Raw genomic sequence first — 14,884 nt, 5'->3', positions numbered from 1 at the left:
ACAGCGCGCGGGGCAGCCTTCCGGTTCCATGACGGGTGTTTCGCACCACTCGTGTGCTATGACCGCTGCGCGCAACGATGCGAGGTCGACATGCTCCCCATTCCCGCCGACATCTTCACCGAGCCCGAGGACGTTTCCCCCGATAGCCTTGCCAATCTCGGGCCGCTGCGCGGGCTCGCCGGCACCTGGCAGGCCGACAAGGGCATCGATATCAATCCGAAGGCAGAGGGACCGGAGCGGCGGACCTTCATCGAGCACGTCAGGATGGACCCGATCGACCCGCAGGCCAACGGGCCGCAGCTGTTTTACGGCCTGCGCTATCACATCCACATCAATACACCTGAGGAAGACATCACCTTCCACGACCAGGTCGGCTATTGGCTCTGGGAGCCGGCGACCGGCTTGATCATGCAGACACTGGCGATCCCGCGCGGGCAAGTGCTGCTCGCCTCGGGCCATGCCAAGCCGGACGACAGGACCATCTCAGTTGCAGCGAAGCGCGGCGACACGACCTACGGGATCTGCTCGACCGACTTCCTGGAACAAGCCTTCCGCACTGATTCTTACCGCTGCGATATCACCTTCAACGACGACGGCAGCTGGAGCTATCAGATCCAGACCGCGTTGTTCGTCCGCGGCGCCCCGTTCAATCATCACGACAGCAATACGCTCAAGCTGGTCGCGCCGCCAAAACTCAATCCGCTCGCGCTGATCGTGAACGGTCGCGAGAAGGGCAACCAGCCGGCTTGAGAAGCTGTCGCGGAGAATGTGCATGAAGCCTTACGTCATCTGCCTGATGCATGCGAGCCTCGATGGCCGCACCCATCCCAGCCGCTGGCGCCCGAAGGGCGGCCACGGCGACTGGTTCGAGAAGATCCATGACCGGCTCGGGGGCGATGCCTGGGTGATCGGCCGTGTCACCGGCTCGGAGTTCGCCAAGGGCAAGCCCTATCCGCAAACGTCGGGCGAAAAGTTCCCGCGCGAAAACTGGTTCGCGCGGCGCGATGGCGACACCTACGGCGTCGTGCTCGACGCGCATGGCAAGATCGGCTGGGGCCGCTCGGATATCGGCGGCGATCCGATCGTCGTGGTGCTGACCGAGAGCGTGCCGGATTCGCATCTCGCCGGCCTGCGCGGCGAGGGCGTGTCCTACATTTTCGCCGGCAAGTCCGAGATCGACCTCGCAATGACGGTCGAGATCCTCAATCGCGAGCTGGGCGTCAAACGCCTGCTGGTCGAGGGTGGCGGCGTTGCCAATGGCGCGTTCCTGCGCGCCGGCCTGATCGACGAGTTCAATTTGATCCTCAGCCCCGCGATCGACGGTGCCAGGGGCGCGCCCTTCGTGTTTGATTCGACCGAGGCCGACAGCGACAAGCGCGCGCCGCTCAGCGCGATGACGCTGGAGAGCACGCAGGATCTCGGCGGCGGCGTCCTGTTGCTGCGCTATCTGATCCAGAACGATCCCGCGCGCCATCTGCAGCATGCCTGACACGTCCGAGCACATCGTCATCGTCGGCGCGGGCGCTGCCGGCCTGATGGCGGCGCGCGAGCTCGCGCGCGGGGGAAGACGGGTCACGATCCTGGAGGCGCGCGAGCGCTGCGGCGGGCGCATCCATCCGCTGCCGGCGTCGGAGTTCGGTTATGCCGCCGATGCCGGTGCCGAGTTCGTCCATGGTGAGGCGCCGGTGACGCGCGGCCTGGCGCGCGAGGCAGGGCTGACCGTGCGCACGATCGGCGGCGCGCAATGGAGCTTCGACGGCACGACATTCTCGCGCGAGAACCCGCGCGAGCCCTACGGCGAACAGCTCCATGCGGCAGTGAAGGACTTGAAGGACGATCTCACCGTCGCCGAGTTCCTGCGCCGGTATTTTGCCGGGCCGGAGTACGCGCGACTACGGCACGCGGTCGAACGCATGGTCGAGGGCTACGATGCGGCCGATCCCGCGCGCGCCTCGACACTCGCCCTGCGCGATGAATGGATGAACGACGGACATGCGATGCAGGCGCGCCTCGACGGCGGCTATGGCGGCCTGATCGATTTTCTCCTCGCCGACTGCCGGAAGTCCGGCGTTGTCCTCCACCTCGGAGCCGTGGTCACTGACATCGAGGAGGAGGCAGGCAAGGTCATCGTCCGCTGTGCCGACGGTGAGTTGCAACACTGCGATCGGGTGATCCTCACCGTGCCGCTGCCGCTGTTGCGCGAGATCGCGCTGCCCGCGGCTGCTCGTGCGAAAGCGGCGGCCGCAGACGACGTCGGCTTCGGCGGCGTCATCAAGATCCTGCTGCGGTTCAAACAAGCGTGGTGGCGCGAGCAGCGCGAAGAGCTTGCCGACATGCTCTTCCTGCTGTCGGACGAGACCATTCCCGTGTGGTGGACGCGCCATCCGGATCAGCATCCCGTGCTGACGGGATGGTTAGGCGGTCCGCGAACGGCGGGGCTGGCGCATCTCGATCGGCAAGGACTGATCGATGCCGGCATCGCCTCGCTCGCCGCCATCTTCGACCTGCCGCGCGAACATATCGCGCGGGACCTCGTGGCGGCGGCCGCCGCCAACTGGGCGAATGATCCCTTTGCACGCGGCGCCTATTCTTGGGCGACGCCCCGGACGCGGGCGGCGCAAGAGATTCTCGCGCGCGCCGATGGTTCGATCTTGTTTTCCGGTGAGGCGCTCTATCGCGGGCGCGACATGGGAACGGTCGAGGCCGCGCTTGCGAGCGGCCTGGAAACGGCCGGGATCATTTTGCAACGTTGAGAAAGCAGGCCCGCATCTCTGCGGGCCTGGGGTCTCACCAGCGGCTGCCGCCGTAGCTGAATGTCACGCCGGGACCGCGACCGCCGTAATAGCCGTAGGGGCCGCCTCCGTAATAGCCGTGGTGCCGCGGGTAATAGCCATAGCTGCGATGGTGCCGGCGATCATAGCCGTAGTGATGCGGACGCCAGTGGTGATGGCGATGACCGTGTCTGTGCTGCGCACTGATGTCGGTTGATTGGCCGAGTTGCGCGTTCGGCCTGGCCTTTCCACCACTCGCCGCGTTGGCCGCCGACGCGGTGAGTGCAGCAGCGCCGATGGCCATCGCGACAAAGAGATATTTCATGTCATCACTCCAGTTGAGATATCGCGTGACAACAGATGGGGGCTACCCGCGTTCCGGCGAGAGTGGGCGTCGAAACGACGCATGCGATCGTCGCGAAATCGCGCTGAGATTTATTGTCGCACCGCTTTGAGCGAGGCGATCACCTCGTTCGTGGTCACGATGCGGGCAAATTCGCCGTTGAGATTCGACAGCGTCATCGCATGGATCGATTCGGCCGCATGCGTTTCGCCATCGGCGCCGATGCGGTCGAACGTCCAGGTCGCATCGCGCACCAGTTGCGCGTTGAACCCGAGATTGCCGGCCATCCGTGTCGTCGTCTCCACGCAATGATTGGTGGTGGCGCCGCAGATCACGAGCGTGGCGATGTCACTTGCGCGCAGGCGCTTCTCCAGATCTGTGCCGATGAACGCGCTGTTGACGCGCTTGACGATCACGGACTCGCCGTCCTGCTCGCGCGCCTCGTCCTTGACGGCGTAGCCGGAGCGCGAGGGCAGGAATGTCGAGTTCGGCTTGGTGCCTTCGTGGCGGATATGAAAGATCGGCGCGCCGCTCGCCCTGAACGCGTCGAGTAGGTCAACGATGCGCGCAACCGCATCCGGATTGTTGCGCCGCTTGCCCGCCGCCTCCCATTCATCGAACGCGCGCTGGACGTCGACGACGATGAGGGCGGGAAGGGGATCGGGCATGGCGACGGATTCCGCAATTTTGCAGACTATGCCGGGCGCTCGCCGGCTCAGGCAATGCCGATTATCCCTCGTTTCGGGACGGCATCACGGATGCGGCTCGGGAAAGCCGTGGCGCTCCGACAGCGCGGCAATGATGGCATCCTTGTCGTTGATGAAGGCGCGCCCCTGATGGCTGCCGGTCTGATGAGGCGAGGTTGTCCCGTCAGCGAGGACCAGCACTGGCAGCCACTGATTCTCCTCGCCGACCAGTGCGATCACGTCCTGCCGAGGCTTCGGCCACGCGATGCGCTCGACGTCCAGTTTTTGTGCAAGCGTCGGAAAGGAGGTGAGCAGGCCCTCGATCAGCGCACAGTGCCAGCAAAAGAAATGGCGTCCGGGAAGGGCAGGGTCTTCGAAACCCTGGCGCAGCAAAAACAGGCGGTCACGCGTCATGGGGCGCTCCGAGAGAGAATCGAGGCCGTCGCGAGAGAACTCCATGCCATGGCCGCCCAGCCAACGGCAAGGCGTGAGCCTTCACTTCGATTTGAAACGCACCATCCCCGGCACTTGATCCAGCGCAACTTTCCGCGTCGCTATCAGATGCAATGTCGCGCCGATCAATCGGGCTGCAATCGAGGCAAGGCATGAAGGCGTATTTCATCGGCGGTGGCGTCGGATCGCTCGCAGGCGCGGCGTTCCTGATTCGCGACGCGAAAGTGTCGGGACGCGACATCATGATCTATGAGGCGCAGCCGCTGCTCGGCGGCAGTCTCGACGGCGCGCTACTTCCGAACGGCGCCTATTCGCTGCGTGGCGGTCGCATGCTCACCACCGACCATTACGAATGCACCTGGGACCTGCTGTCGGACATTCCCTCGCTCGAACGTCCGGGCCACAGCGTGCGCGACGAAACCGTGGCGTTCAACGAGGACAACCCGGCGCATTCGCGTGCACGCCTGGTCGACCGGAACCGCTTCAAGATCGACGTCTCGCATATGGGCTTCACCGCCCGCGACCGGCTCGAGCTGTTGCGGTTCACAGAGGCGTCGGAAGAGACGCTCGGGAACAGTCGTATCACCGACTGGCTGTCGCCGGGATTCTTCAAATCGAATTTCTGGTACATGTGGCAGACCACCTTTGCCTTCCAGCCTTGGCACAGTGCGGTCGAGCTGAAGCGCTATCTGCACCGCTTCATGAACGAATTCCCGCGCATCGAGACGCTCGGCGGCGTGAAGCGTACGGTCTACAATCAGTATGACGCGATCGTGCGGCCGCTCGAGGATTGGCTGAAGCGGCAGAGCGTGCAATTCGTGCGAGGGACGCGCGTCACCGACATGACCTTCGAGCAAGCGGGCGAGAAGCTGCGGGTAAGCCAGCTCGTGCTGGACCGCGACGGCCGCACCGGCAATGTCCGTCTCGAGGACGGCGATCTCGTGTTCTTCCAGAACGGCTCGATGACGGATGCTTCGAGCCTGGGCACCATGAGCGAGCCCGCGCCTTCCCTGACCAAGGACGACAGCCAGGGCTGGGCGCTCTGGGAGTCGATTGCCAGGGGGCGTCCCGAATTCGGCAATCCGGCGGTGTTCAACAGCTCGATCCCCGAATCCTACTGGCTGTCCTTCACCGGCACATGCCGCGACCCGCGCTTCTTCGACCAGATGGAAGCATTCTCCGGCAACAGGGCCGGCACCGGCGGGCTGGTGACATTCAAGGATTCCAACTGGCTGATGTCGGTTGTGCTCTATCACCAACCGCATTTCGCAGGCCAACCTGACAACGTCCAGGTGTTCTGGGGCTATGCGCTGCATCCTGACCGCATCGGCAATTTCGTCGCCAAGCCGATGTCGGATTGCGGCGGCGCCGACATCCTGAGAGAGCTCTGCGGTCATCTGAATTTCGACCGCGCCATATTCGAGGACGCGATCTGCATTCCCTGCCGCATGCCCTACATCACCAGCATGTTCATGCCGCGGCATCTGACCGATCGGCCGCTGCCAGTGCCGAAAAATTCGGTGAACCTCGCTTTCGTCAGCCAGTTCGTCGAGATTCCCGACGACGTCGTCTTCACCGTCGAATATTCCGTGCGCGCAGCGCAGATGGCGGTCTATCAACTGATGAAGATCGACCGCCGGGTCCCCGCCGTGACCCGCCACGACAAGTCGCTCGCCGTGATCTTCGCGACGCTGGAGAAGGCGTTCGCCTGAGCGAACCATCCCGACGCGACCAGCGGCAGGCTGATGTGAAAGACCGCGCCGCCCGAGGGCGTATTCTCGGCCCAGGACCGCCATGCGCCTCGACGATGGTGCGCGCGATCGACAGGCCGATGCCCATGCCTTGCGCCTTGGTCGTGAAGAACGGCTTGAAGATCTCGGCCAGCTTTCCGGCAAGGATGCCCTCGCCCGTATCGGCAATGGAGAGGATGGCATGATTGCCCTTGGCGAGGCTGGTCCGACCCTGGACGTTCGGCACCGCCTCGATTTGCAATCGGCCTCCTCTTGAGGACGCGCGAAGGAGGATACCCAGCTGAGGCGGAGTTTCAACGGACGCAGGCACGTCGCGCCCCGATGAACAGGCGGTGCGACGAGGGGTCGTTACTTGAACGGATCCTGGATCGAATGCGACGACTGCCTGATGCGGCGCACGCTCACCGGCTTACCGTCGGAGACGAACAGCAGTTCATATGTCCGGCCTTCGCTGTCGGTCGCCGAGCAGGTGACGTCGTTCACCTTCCTGGCGGCGAAATTGCCGGTCTGGCGGCAGGTGCCGATCGAGGCCTGCGCAGCCGGCACCGGCAGACCGTCGACCTTCGGCCGGTTCTTGGAATTGAGCAGCATGCGATCGACCGGCAGCTCGTAGGAATTGTCGTCGGCGCGCTTGCCGTTCTCGCCGGAGAACGACACGACGTGGTTCTCGTCGCTGGGGTCGTCGACGGCAACGGCGAAATTGACCCGGCCCTTGTCGTCATGGGCGAAGGCCACGGTCTTGCAGGCAAAGCGACGGCCGGCGACCTTCAGCGTCTTGCAGTGGCCCGACATCAGCGCCAGCATGTCGACAAGCGAATTCTGCTGGGCCGGCGGATTGTTCACCGGGATCGCGGTGGAAGGCTCGGCAAAACAAGGGCTTGCGAGAGAGACGAGGATTGCAGCCAGAACCGGTCGGGGCAGGCGCATCGTCAGGCTCATGTGCCATGGGGCCACGGACGGGCGTGAGTTCCGTCCACCAACCATCGAATCGCAAATTGGTTGCGATCCCGTTTGCTCGACCAGCCGCTCGACAAAACCCGTCTGGAATACCACCGCGCCACCCATCGGCGATTCTCCCCCGGTCGCCCCAACCGTTCTGGCGGACACTTGTCGTCAGGCCGATGTTTTTTTCGTGGCAGGGAGGGGAGAGGCGTCAGGCGGCCTGCATCATGGTCAGCGCAAAGGCCGGGTAAGTCTCGGCCAGCTCGTCGAAAATCCGCCCAAAGCAGCGCCAGCGTGGCGGTATCCGGCCGCTTCGTTTCGGGCTCGACCTCCGGGCTGTCTCCGCAAGTTCACGCTGTCCGCGCGCGACGTCCCTCGATCGGGTAGGCGGGGTCATTGTAGCCCGGTGTCGAGGGATGGCCCGGCACCACCAGCCGGTCGATCAGCGCCTCGTCCTCGGCGGTGAAGCGATAGTCGAGCGCGCCGATATAGCCGTCCCACTGCTCGTCAGTGCGCGGCCCCGCGATGATCGACGAGACGAAGGCGGAGTTCAGCACCCAGGCCACTGCGAACTGCCCCGCAGTGATGCCCTTCTTCTCGGCGAGAGTCTTGATCTCCTGCGCCAGCTGCAGGGACTCCGGGCGCCACTCGGTCTGCATCATGCGGGCATCGTTGCGGCCGGCGCGCGTGTCCTTCTCGGGGGCAGCGTCGGGCTTGTACTTGCCGGTGAGCACGCCGCGCGCCAGCGGGCTATAGGGCACGATGCCGAGGCCGTAATAAGCGCAGGCCGGAAAATGCTCCACCTCGGGCATTCGGTTCATCGCGTTGTAATAGGGCTGGCTGACCACGGGACGGTCGATGCCGAGCCGGTCGCAGATGTTGCAGATCTCGGCAACGCGCCAGGCGCGGTAGTTGGAAACGCCGAAATAGCGGATCTTGCCTGTGCGGATCAGATCGCCCATCGCGCGCACCGTCTCCTCCAGCGGCGTCGCATGGTCTTCCTTGTGCAGATAGTAGATGTCGATATGGTCGGTGCCGAGCCGCGTCAGGCTCTCCTCGGCCGCCTGCAACACCCAGCGGCGCGACAGCCCGGCGCGATTGGGATCGTCCCCCATGGGGTTGGCGAGCTTCGTCGCGAGCACCCAATCGTGACGGTTGCCGCCGATCGCGCGTCCTACGACCTGCTCCGAGCCGCCTTTCGAATAGGCGTCCGCCGTGTCGATGAAGTTGATGCCGGCGTCATGCGCCTTGGCGATGATGCGCGTCGAGGTCGCCTCATCCGTCGGCCCACCGAACATCATGGTGCCGAGGCAAATCGGCGAAACCTTCAGGCCAGAGCGGCCGAGCTGGCGGTATTGCATGGGCTGTTTCCTCAACAGTTCTGTCGTGAGACACCATAGCCAGCCGCGCTCGTCATTGCGAGCGTAGCGAAGCAATCCAGAGATGCGTCCGCGGAGGGATGCTGGATTGCTTCGCTGCGCTCGCAATGACGAGATGAGCACACCCATGCCACACATCAGGTGTCATCGCCCGACTTGATCGGGCGATCCAGTATTCCAGAGGCAGTCGAAACAGAGTCGAGCCGCCGCGGCGTACTGGGTCGCCCGATCAAGCCGGGCGACGACAGCGGACGGCGCCGATTGCAGCGCTGGCCCTGATCGCGGCCTACGCCGGCCCCTTCAAGATCTTGAACACGCCATTGGCCATCACGATGCAGCGGTCGTCAACGGTGACCTCGGTGCTCATGAAGATCAGGCTGCGCGTCGAGCGCACCACGCGGGGGCGGGAGATCAGGATGTCGCCGATCTGGCCGGCCTCGACGAAATGGGTGTCGAGCTGAACCGTCGCCATGTACTCCTTGCCGGCGACGTAGCGGGCGGTCATGCCGCAGGTGCGGTCGGCGAAGGTCATCATCACGCCGCCCTGGACCATGCCGCGACGGTTGTGATGCTTGTCTTCGGTGGCGAGCGCGAATTCGTATCGGCCATCGACCTTGCGCTCCCACAAGGGGCCGACGAGGTGCATGAAGCCCGTGGTTTCCAGGATGGTCCAGCCGTCTGATTTGAGCTTTGCTGCGGCCTTGCTGGTCATCGCTTCATCCATCCTGGCAACGCTTGATCTCTCCTCGTTTCATCAGATGCGGTCCTGGTGTAGTCAAGCATCATGAGAGCTTTCGACGATGCCACCAGACGGAATATCGAAGCCGCCTGCGCTTCATTTGCGCGGCTGCCCGATGCGACTGAACCGTCGGCGCTGAAGCGCGCCGCGGTGGTGCTGGCGCTGACGGCATCCAACGACGGCGACGACACGGCGTTTCTGCTGACGAGGCGCGCATCGAGTTTGCGCTCGCACCGCGGTCAATGGGCGCTGCCGGGTGGTCGCTGCGATACCGGCGAGACGCCGGTCGAGGCGGCGCTGCGCGAGCTCGACGAGGAACTCGCGCTCAAGCTTCCACCCGATGCCGTGCTCGGCCTGCTCGACGATTACCCGACGCGCTCCGGCTATCTGATCACGCCCGTTGTGGTCTGGGCTGCGAACAGCGCTGCGATTGCCCCGAACCCGGACGAGGTCGCCTCCGTCCATCGCATCGCGCTCGACACGATCGAGCGCGACGATGCCTTCGACTTCACGGTGATTCCCGAAAGCAGCGGCCGCGTGATTCGCTTCCATCACCAGATGAGCCTGATCCACGCGCCGACCGCGGCGCTGATCTACCAGTTCCGCGAAGTGCTGGCGGGGCGGCAGACCCGCGTTACCGACCTGGAACAGCCGGTTTTCGCCTGGAAATGAGATGGTAAACGGCGTGTTAACGTGACGGTTACCGGATGCCTGCTAAGAGGGCGGCATGCATCATTCGATTCGAACCCATCTGGCGCTGGTTCCACTGGCGCTCATCCTGCTCGTCCCCGCCGCGCGTGGCGGGGAGTTCGACGCGCTGCCGCCTGCCGTCAGCAATGCCAACGCTCAGCTGCTCTCGCAGTTTTTCGGGCAAGGCGGCGCCTCGCCGGCCGTGCTCGAATATCGCCGCAAGCTCGCCGAGTATCAGGCTATCAGGGGCGCCTTTGACCAGGAGGCCGCTGCCTATTGGAGCCAGGTCTCTGAGAAACGCAAGGGCCGCAATGCCAAGCGGCGAAGCGGGCAGCAGATCACGCTCGACGATTACGTGCTGGAGCAGCCGCCTGTCTATACCGGGCCGAAGCGGCCGGTGAACCCGGAGCCGGAGGAAACGCCGGAGCGACCGCCCCGCAAGCCGTTGCCGGTGGCCTCCGATCTTCTGCGCGCAGCGCAGGATCTCTATCAATTCACGCCGCAGCGGCCGACGAGCGAGGTCGAGTTCAAGCGCGCCTATGCGCGCTACGCACTCGCCTCGGGGCTGACGCGGGAGCAGGCGGTGCGGGTCTATTCCTTCGAGACCGGCGGCACCGGCAATTACGACGTGCAGGCGGGCATCGAGAATGGCGGCAAGCGCGCGATCTCGACCGCGATGGGCTACAACCAGCTGCTCACCACCAACAGCGTCGAGCTCCTGGCCGAGCAGGGCCACGAGTTCGTCCGCGCGCTCGCCGACAAGGTGGCGCGCACCTCAGGGCCGGCGCGCCAGGCGCTCGAGCACAAGCTCGCCGTTCTGAAGAAGATGGTGGCGCATGCGAAGTCGGTGCCGGACACCTGGTCCGAGCACGAGAAGATCGGCGACACCGCGCAGGGCTGGGCCATGCATGCGATGGTGCTGGACATCGACGTCGGGCCGATGCTGCAAACCCACAAGCTCTTGACCTCGGTGCTGTTCGCCCGCGCCAAGGGCTACACCCGTCCGCTGACGGCAGCCGAGCTCGAGATGATGAACCTCACCGGCGACGGCACCGGCCTCGACATGGTGACGATGCCGCTGGCGATGCGCGAGCAGGTGCCGACCTCGAACTTCTTCCAGCGCAGCGGCTACGAGCGCAATCCCGTCGCGATCCGCCACAACACGGTGGCGAAGCTGCTCGCGGTGACGGATGACCGGATGGACTCGAACAGCAGCAAGCCCGGCGCAAGGGAACTGGCAGCGGCGTTCTAAGCCGCTAGGCCTGCCGCATTCTCTTCTGTCATGCCCCGGCTTGACCGGGGCATCCAGTACGCCGCGGCTTCTCGGTTCGATCACAACGGACTCTGGAATACTGGATCACCCGCTTTCGCGGGTGATGACACCGAGAGTGTGGCGACGCCGTCGCCTGCCGCTTTCGTCCTCTACTGGTCCGGCCCGAACTTGAACCTGCCGTCGCCTTCCAGATATTGGCCGCTGCGCATGTAGAGCTGGCCGTTCTGGCCGATGAAGAACAGCGTGCCCTTCGGCACTTTCTTGGCGCCCTTCAGCAGCTCGCCGGCATTGCTGGTGCCCATCTTGTAGGAAAAGGTCTTGCCGTCCTTGTCATAAGCATAGCCGGTGTCCGGTTTGAGCTCCCACGGCGTCGCCGCGTTTTGCGCGAGAGCGGGCGCGGCGAACGCACCCAGCACGGCTGCGATTGCAAATGTCTTGATTGAAAATGCCATCATCCATCCTCCCCATGTCGGGGTGCCCTTTTGAACAAATCACGAACGATGTATCTGGGTCAATCTGCGAAGACGCCGCAGCGCATCACGTCTAGACCAGCAGTTTGTGATTTTCCGTTCGTCCCCTCGCGACTATGTTCCGCTTTCAGTCTAGAACGCAACACGACAAAGATATTGGTGGGGATGATTCGAATGCGTCACGTCGTAAAAGCTTGCGGGATTGCCTTGATGTCAATGACGGCGGTGGCGCCGGCGGCACGGGCGGATGACTACCAGCTCAGCCACAACCAGCGGATTTCGTGCAGCCGTGGCCTTGCCCCGGGCAAGCTCAACACCGCGACCTGCAAGTCCTACACCTATCTCTTCAACACCAGGACCTCGGAATATTTCCGCTGCCAGGTCTCGCTGGCGCTGACCCGCGACAACAAGGAGGTCATCAACGTCCAGACCGACGGCGGCTGCACCAAGAGGCCGCGCATCTTCGAGACCGACGGCCACTACGATTTCGACGCAACCGAGACCGAGCCGCCGAACACCAACTCGTTCTTCGGCCCGGGCGGCTATTCGATCTGGGCCGCCGACATGACGGCGCAGAAGATCCGCGGCTGCATCACCATCTCCTCGGGCCTCGGCTCCGACATCTCCAAGTGCCTGGACATGACGTTCCAGTGACGGCTTGCGAATGACGCGTAGCCCCGGATGGAGCGAAGCGAAATCCGGGGACTGTGAACCCGGATTGCGCTGCGCTCCATCCGGGCTACAAGAATAACAATCAGGGAGAGTGCGATGGACCGGCTCAAGGGCAAGGTTGCGATGGTGGTGGGCGCCGGCTCGATCGGGCCGGGCTGGGGCAATGGCAAGGCCACCGCGGTGACCTTTGCGCGTGAGGGTGCGCAGGTGTTTTGCGTCGATCGCAACGGCGCGGCCGCCGAGGAGACTGCCAATATCATCACCGGCGAAGGCGGCAAGGCGACCCCGTTCACGGCCGACGTGTCGCGGCCTGCCGAGATCGAGGCGATGGTTGCCGCATGCCTGAAGGCCTATGGCCGCATCGACGTGCTCGACAACAATGTCGGCATTGCCGAGATGGGCAGCGTGGTCGAGGTCACCGAGGAGAGCTGGGACCGCGTCTTCAGCGTCAATCTCAAGAGCGCCTATTTCGCCATGAAGCACGTCATTCCGGTCATGGTGAAGCAGGGCGGCGGCTCGATCATCAACATCTCCTCGATCGCCTCGATCCGCCACATGGGCATCTCCTACGTCACCTACGGCACGTCGAAAGCGGCGATGAACCAGATGACGCGCACCACCGCGATCGAGTTCGCGAAGCACCATGTGCGGGTGAACGCGATCCTGCCCGGCCTGATGAAGACGCCGATGGTGGAGCATTCGGCCGGTCTCGCCAACAGCTACGCCAAGGGCGACGTCGAAGCGATGTGGCGCGCCCGCGATGCCCAGGTGCCGATGGGCCACATGGGCGACGCCTTCGACGTCGCCAATGCCGCATTGTTTCTGGCGTCGGACGAGTCGAAATATGTGACGGGGATAGAGCTCGTGGTCGACGGCGGGATCACGTGCAAGGCGGGGGCTTAGGGTCTAGCTGTCGCCTCAAACTCCACTGTCGTCCCGGACAAGCGTGCCTCAGGCGCGCGCAGATCCGGGATCCATGACCACAGGGCGTGGTTTGGCGCGAAGCTGGTGACTCCGAATCTTCGCAAAACTGTTGCTTAGGCGTATGGATCGCGGATCGGCGCGCGCTTTTGCGCGCTTGTCCGGGACGACAAGCAGGGTTTGCCGCGCGATAGCGCCTCATCCCCCCGCGCTCAGCTCAGCCCGATCGAGCTCTTCCTCGAGCCGGTGAAACGCGTCGTCCCCGATCACCTCGGTGGCACGGAGATCGAAGATTGACTTGCGCGCGGCCTCGATGGCGCGGCGGCGCAGGGGATCGGCCGGCAGCTCGCCGTTGGGAATGCCGCCATGCGGATCGTCGCCCGCCTGCATCAGGATGGCGCGGTATTCGAGCCTGAGGATTTCAGCCTCTTCCGACGGATCGTCCTCGATCGCATCGAGTGCGGCACGATAGGCGATGGCGCGGGCGCGCGCGACCTCGATGCCGACGGGATCGTCATCCCTGAGGCCGAAGGCCAGGATCAGCGGCCGCAGCGTCAGGCCCTGGATCACCAGCGAGCCCAGCACCACCGCGAAGGCGATGAAGACGATGAAGTCGCGATAAGGGAAGTTCTCCGGCAGCGCGAAGGCGGTCGCGAGCGTGACGAGGCCCCGCATGCCGCACCAGGAAATGATGAGACCGCCCTGGGGCGAAGCGACCTGGTTCGGATCCTTGGGGTGATAGATCCCGTGCGCGATCAACAGGCGCAACGTGGCACGGTAGAACGTGACCCAGAGCAGCCGCACCAGGATGACCGTGAGCAGAATCCAGCCCGCAGCCACGCAATATTCCCAGCGCACGTCCGCATCCAGCTTGGTCCAGATCGGCCGCATCTGCATGCCGATCAGCATGAAGGCGAGCACGTTCAGCACGAACACCGTCGTTTCCCACACCGCATAGGACGGTACCCGCAGCCGCGCCGGCATCCGCGCCGGTGCAGCGCGCGCCATCGTGATGGCGAAGACCACGATGGTGAGGATGCCCGACAGGCCGAGATGTTCGGCACCGATCCAGATCAGGAAGGTGGTGGCGAACTGAACGATGATCGAGCTGGGAGCCTCGGTGATGCGCTTGAGGATCAGCGGGATGATGCGGCCGGCGATGAGGCCTGCGACGACACTGCCGACAAGTGCCAGCGCCATGGTCGGCGCGACCTGGCCCCACGTCAGATGCTTGGTGGCAACCGCGCCGACGGCGATACGGTAGATCAGGAGTGCGCTGGCGTCGTTGAGCAGGCTCTCGCCCTCGAGCACCTTGACCATGCGATAAGGCAGCTTCACCTGGCTCAGGATCGCGACGGCAGCCGCCGCGTCCGGCGGCGCGACGATGGCGCCGAGCGCCACGGCGGCGGCCCAGGGCATGTCGGGGAACAGCCGGTGCGCGACATAGGCCACGCCAGCCGTGGTCAGGCCGACCGCGACCACGACAAGCGTCGAGACCGGAACCCAATTCTTGCGCAGGTCGCGCAGCGACGTATCGTAGGCCGCATCCAGCAGCACTGGTGCGACAAAAAGGGCCAATGCCAGGCCTGGATCGAGAGACCAGGACGGGCTGTTTGGCACGAAGGCGATCAACGCTCCGCCGATGGCGAGAAAGGTCGGGTAGGGGACCTTGATCCGCCGCGCCAGCGCCGATAAGGCAACGGCGCCGAGCAGAAGCGCGATGATCCATTCGAATGTCGACACGACGATCCCCGAAACCGGTGTGAGCGGCGCCACAAGCTAGCACCAATCCGG

Annotated in this window: 16 protein-coding genes and 1 pseudogene; 8 read left to right on the top strand and 9 right to left on the bottom strand. The window is 64.4% G+C overall.

Translation table 11 applies throughout. From position 1 onward, the window contains the following. The first annotated feature begins 90 nt into the window (after window positions 1-90). The 3 genes from HYH07_RS25535 to HYH07_RS25525 are packed head-to-tail and all read left to right on the top strand — an operon-like array spanning window position 91 to window position 2,753. Entirely contained in the window at window positions 91-750 is a 660-nt protein-coding gene (locus tag HYH07_RS25535; RefSeq protein ID WP_220005091.1) for an FABP family protein, read from the top strand. A gap of 22 nt (window positions 751-772) precedes the next feature. Continuing rightward, window positions 773-1,489, top strand: a complete 717-nt coding sequence (locus HYH07_RS25530; RefSeq protein WP_220005090.1) for a RibD family protein — start codon at window positions 773-775, stop codon at window positions 1,487-1,489. Further along, window positions 1,482-2,753, top strand: a complete 1,272-nt coding sequence (locus HYH07_RS25525; RefSeq protein WP_220005089.1) for an NAD(P)/FAD-dependent oxidoreductase — start codon at window positions 1,482-1,484, stop codon at window positions 2,751-2,753. The genes HYH07_RS25530 and HYH07_RS25525 overlap by 8 nt, the downstream gene beginning before the upstream one ends. 34 nt (window positions 2,754-2,787) lie before the next feature. Here HYH07_RS25525 and HYH07_RS25520 read toward each other — a convergent pair whose 3' ends face one another. The 3 genes from HYH07_RS25520 to HYH07_RS25510 all read right to left on the bottom strand — a co-directional run bounded on the left by HYH07_RS25520 (window position 2,788) and on the right by HYH07_RS25510 (window position 4,214). Further along, the gene (locus HYH07_RS25520) at window positions 2,788-3,096 is read right to left on the bottom strand and encodes a hypothetical protein (RefSeq protein WP_220005088.1); all 309 of its coding nucleotides are present in this window, start codon (window positions 3,094-3,096) and stop codon (window positions 2,788-2,790) included. Between the two features lie 110 nt (window positions 3,097-3,206). Then, window positions 3,207-3,782: a cysteine hydrolase family protein gene (locus HYH07_RS25515; protein ID WP_220005087.1), complete on the bottom strand. Its 576-nt coding sequence runs from the start codon at window positions 3,780-3,782 to the stop codon at window positions 3,207-3,209. Window positions 3,783-3,866: 84 nt separating this feature from the next. Further along, on the bottom strand, window positions 3,867-4,214 hold the full coding sequence (locus HYH07_RS25510) for a DUF3088 domain-containing protein (protein WP_220005086.1): 348 nt from the start codon (window positions 4,212-4,214) through the stop codon (window positions 3,867-3,869). Window positions 4,215-4,405: 191 nt separating this feature from the next. Between HYH07_RS25510 and HYH07_RS25505 the strand changes: the two genes are divergently transcribed. Next, window positions 4,406-5,965 (top strand): oleate hydratase, encoded by a 1,560-nt coding sequence (locus HYH07_RS25505; RefSeq protein WP_220005085.1) that lies wholly within the window; start codon window positions 4,406-4,408, stop codon window positions 5,963-5,965. A 136-nt stretch (window positions 5,966-6,101) separates the two neighbouring features. Here the strand turns inward: HYH07_RS25505 and HYH07_RS36405 are convergent. The 4 genes and pseudogenes from HYH07_RS36405 to HYH07_RS25485 form a co-directional block, all read right to left on the bottom strand. Beyond that, a pseudogene (locus tag HYH07_RS36405) lies at window positions 6,102-6,230 on the bottom strand (hypothetical protein); the annotation flags it as partial. A gap of 122 nt (window positions 6,231-6,352) precedes the next feature. Next, window positions 6,353-6,931, bottom strand: a complete 579-nt coding sequence (locus HYH07_RS25495; protein WP_220005084.1) for a hypothetical protein — start codon at window positions 6,929-6,931, stop codon at window positions 6,353-6,355. A 365-nt stretch (window positions 6,932-7,296) separates the two neighbouring features. Then, window positions 7,297-8,307, bottom strand: coding sequence for an aldo/keto reductase (locus HYH07_RS25490; protein WP_220005083.1), 1,011 nt, complete (start codon window positions 8,305-8,307; stop codon window positions 7,297-7,299). Between the two features lie 304 nt (window positions 8,308-8,611). Beyond that, the gene (locus HYH07_RS25485) at window positions 8,612-9,037 is read right to left on the bottom strand and encodes a PaaI family thioesterase (protein WP_220005082.1); all 426 of its coding nucleotides are present in this window, start codon (window positions 9,035-9,037) and stop codon (window positions 8,612-8,614) included. 72 nt (window positions 9,038-9,109) lie between these two features. Here HYH07_RS25485 and HYH07_RS25480 point away from each other — a divergent pair, with 72 nt between their 5' ends. Then, window positions 9,110-9,736 (top strand): CoA pyrophosphatase, encoded by a 627-nt coding sequence (locus HYH07_RS25480; RefSeq protein ID WP_220005081.1) that lies wholly within the window; start codon window positions 9,110-9,112, stop codon window positions 9,734-9,736. Window positions 9,737-9,791: 55 nt separating this feature from the next. Then, window positions 9,792-11,006 (top strand): hypothetical protein, encoded by a 1,215-nt coding sequence (locus tag HYH07_RS25475; protein ID WP_220005080.1) that lies wholly within the window; start codon window positions 9,792-9,794, stop codon window positions 11,004-11,006. A 170-nt stretch (window positions 11,007-11,176) separates the two neighbouring features. On the opposite strand, the gene HYH07_RS25470 is transcribed toward HYH07_RS25475, so the two are convergent. After that, entirely contained in the window at window positions 11,177-11,479 is a 303-nt protein-coding gene (locus tag HYH07_RS25470; RefSeq protein ID WP_220005164.1) for a hypothetical protein, read from the bottom strand. Window positions 11,480-11,671: 192 nt separating this feature from the next. Here HYH07_RS25470 and HYH07_RS25465 point away from each other — a divergent pair, with 192 nt between their 5' ends. Both HYH07_RS25465 and HYH07_RS25460 read left to right on the top strand, forming a co-directional pair. Next, window positions 11,672-12,151: a hypothetical protein gene (locus HYH07_RS25465; RefSeq protein WP_220005079.1), complete on the top strand. Its 480-nt coding sequence runs from the start codon at window positions 11,672-11,674 to the stop codon at window positions 12,149-12,151. A gap of 114 nt (window positions 12,152-12,265) precedes the next feature. Beyond that, on the top strand, window positions 12,266-13,072 hold the full coding sequence (locus tag HYH07_RS25460) for an SDR family NAD(P)-dependent oxidoreductase (protein ID WP_220005078.1): 807 nt from the start codon (window positions 12,266-12,268) through the stop codon (window positions 13,070-13,072). A 216-nt stretch (window positions 13,073-13,288) separates the two neighbouring features. On the opposite strand, the gene HYH07_RS25455 is transcribed toward HYH07_RS25460, so the two are convergent. Continuing rightward, complete coding sequence (locus tag HYH07_RS25455; protein ID WP_220005077.1) at window positions 13,289-14,866, bottom strand: sodium:proton antiporter; 1,578 nt, start codon at window positions 14,864-14,866, stop codon at window positions 13,289-13,291. Window positions 14,867-14,884 lie beyond the last annotated feature (18 nt).

This window comes from Bradyrhizobium sp. BR 10261, from assembly GCF_019455395.1.
In the GTDB taxonomy this organism is placed as follows: domain Bacteria; phylum Pseudomonadota; class Alphaproteobacteria; order Rhizobiales; family Xanthobacteraceae; genus Bradyrhizobium; species Bradyrhizobium manausense.
This window is presented reverse-complemented; position numbering and strand designations above follow the sequence as displayed.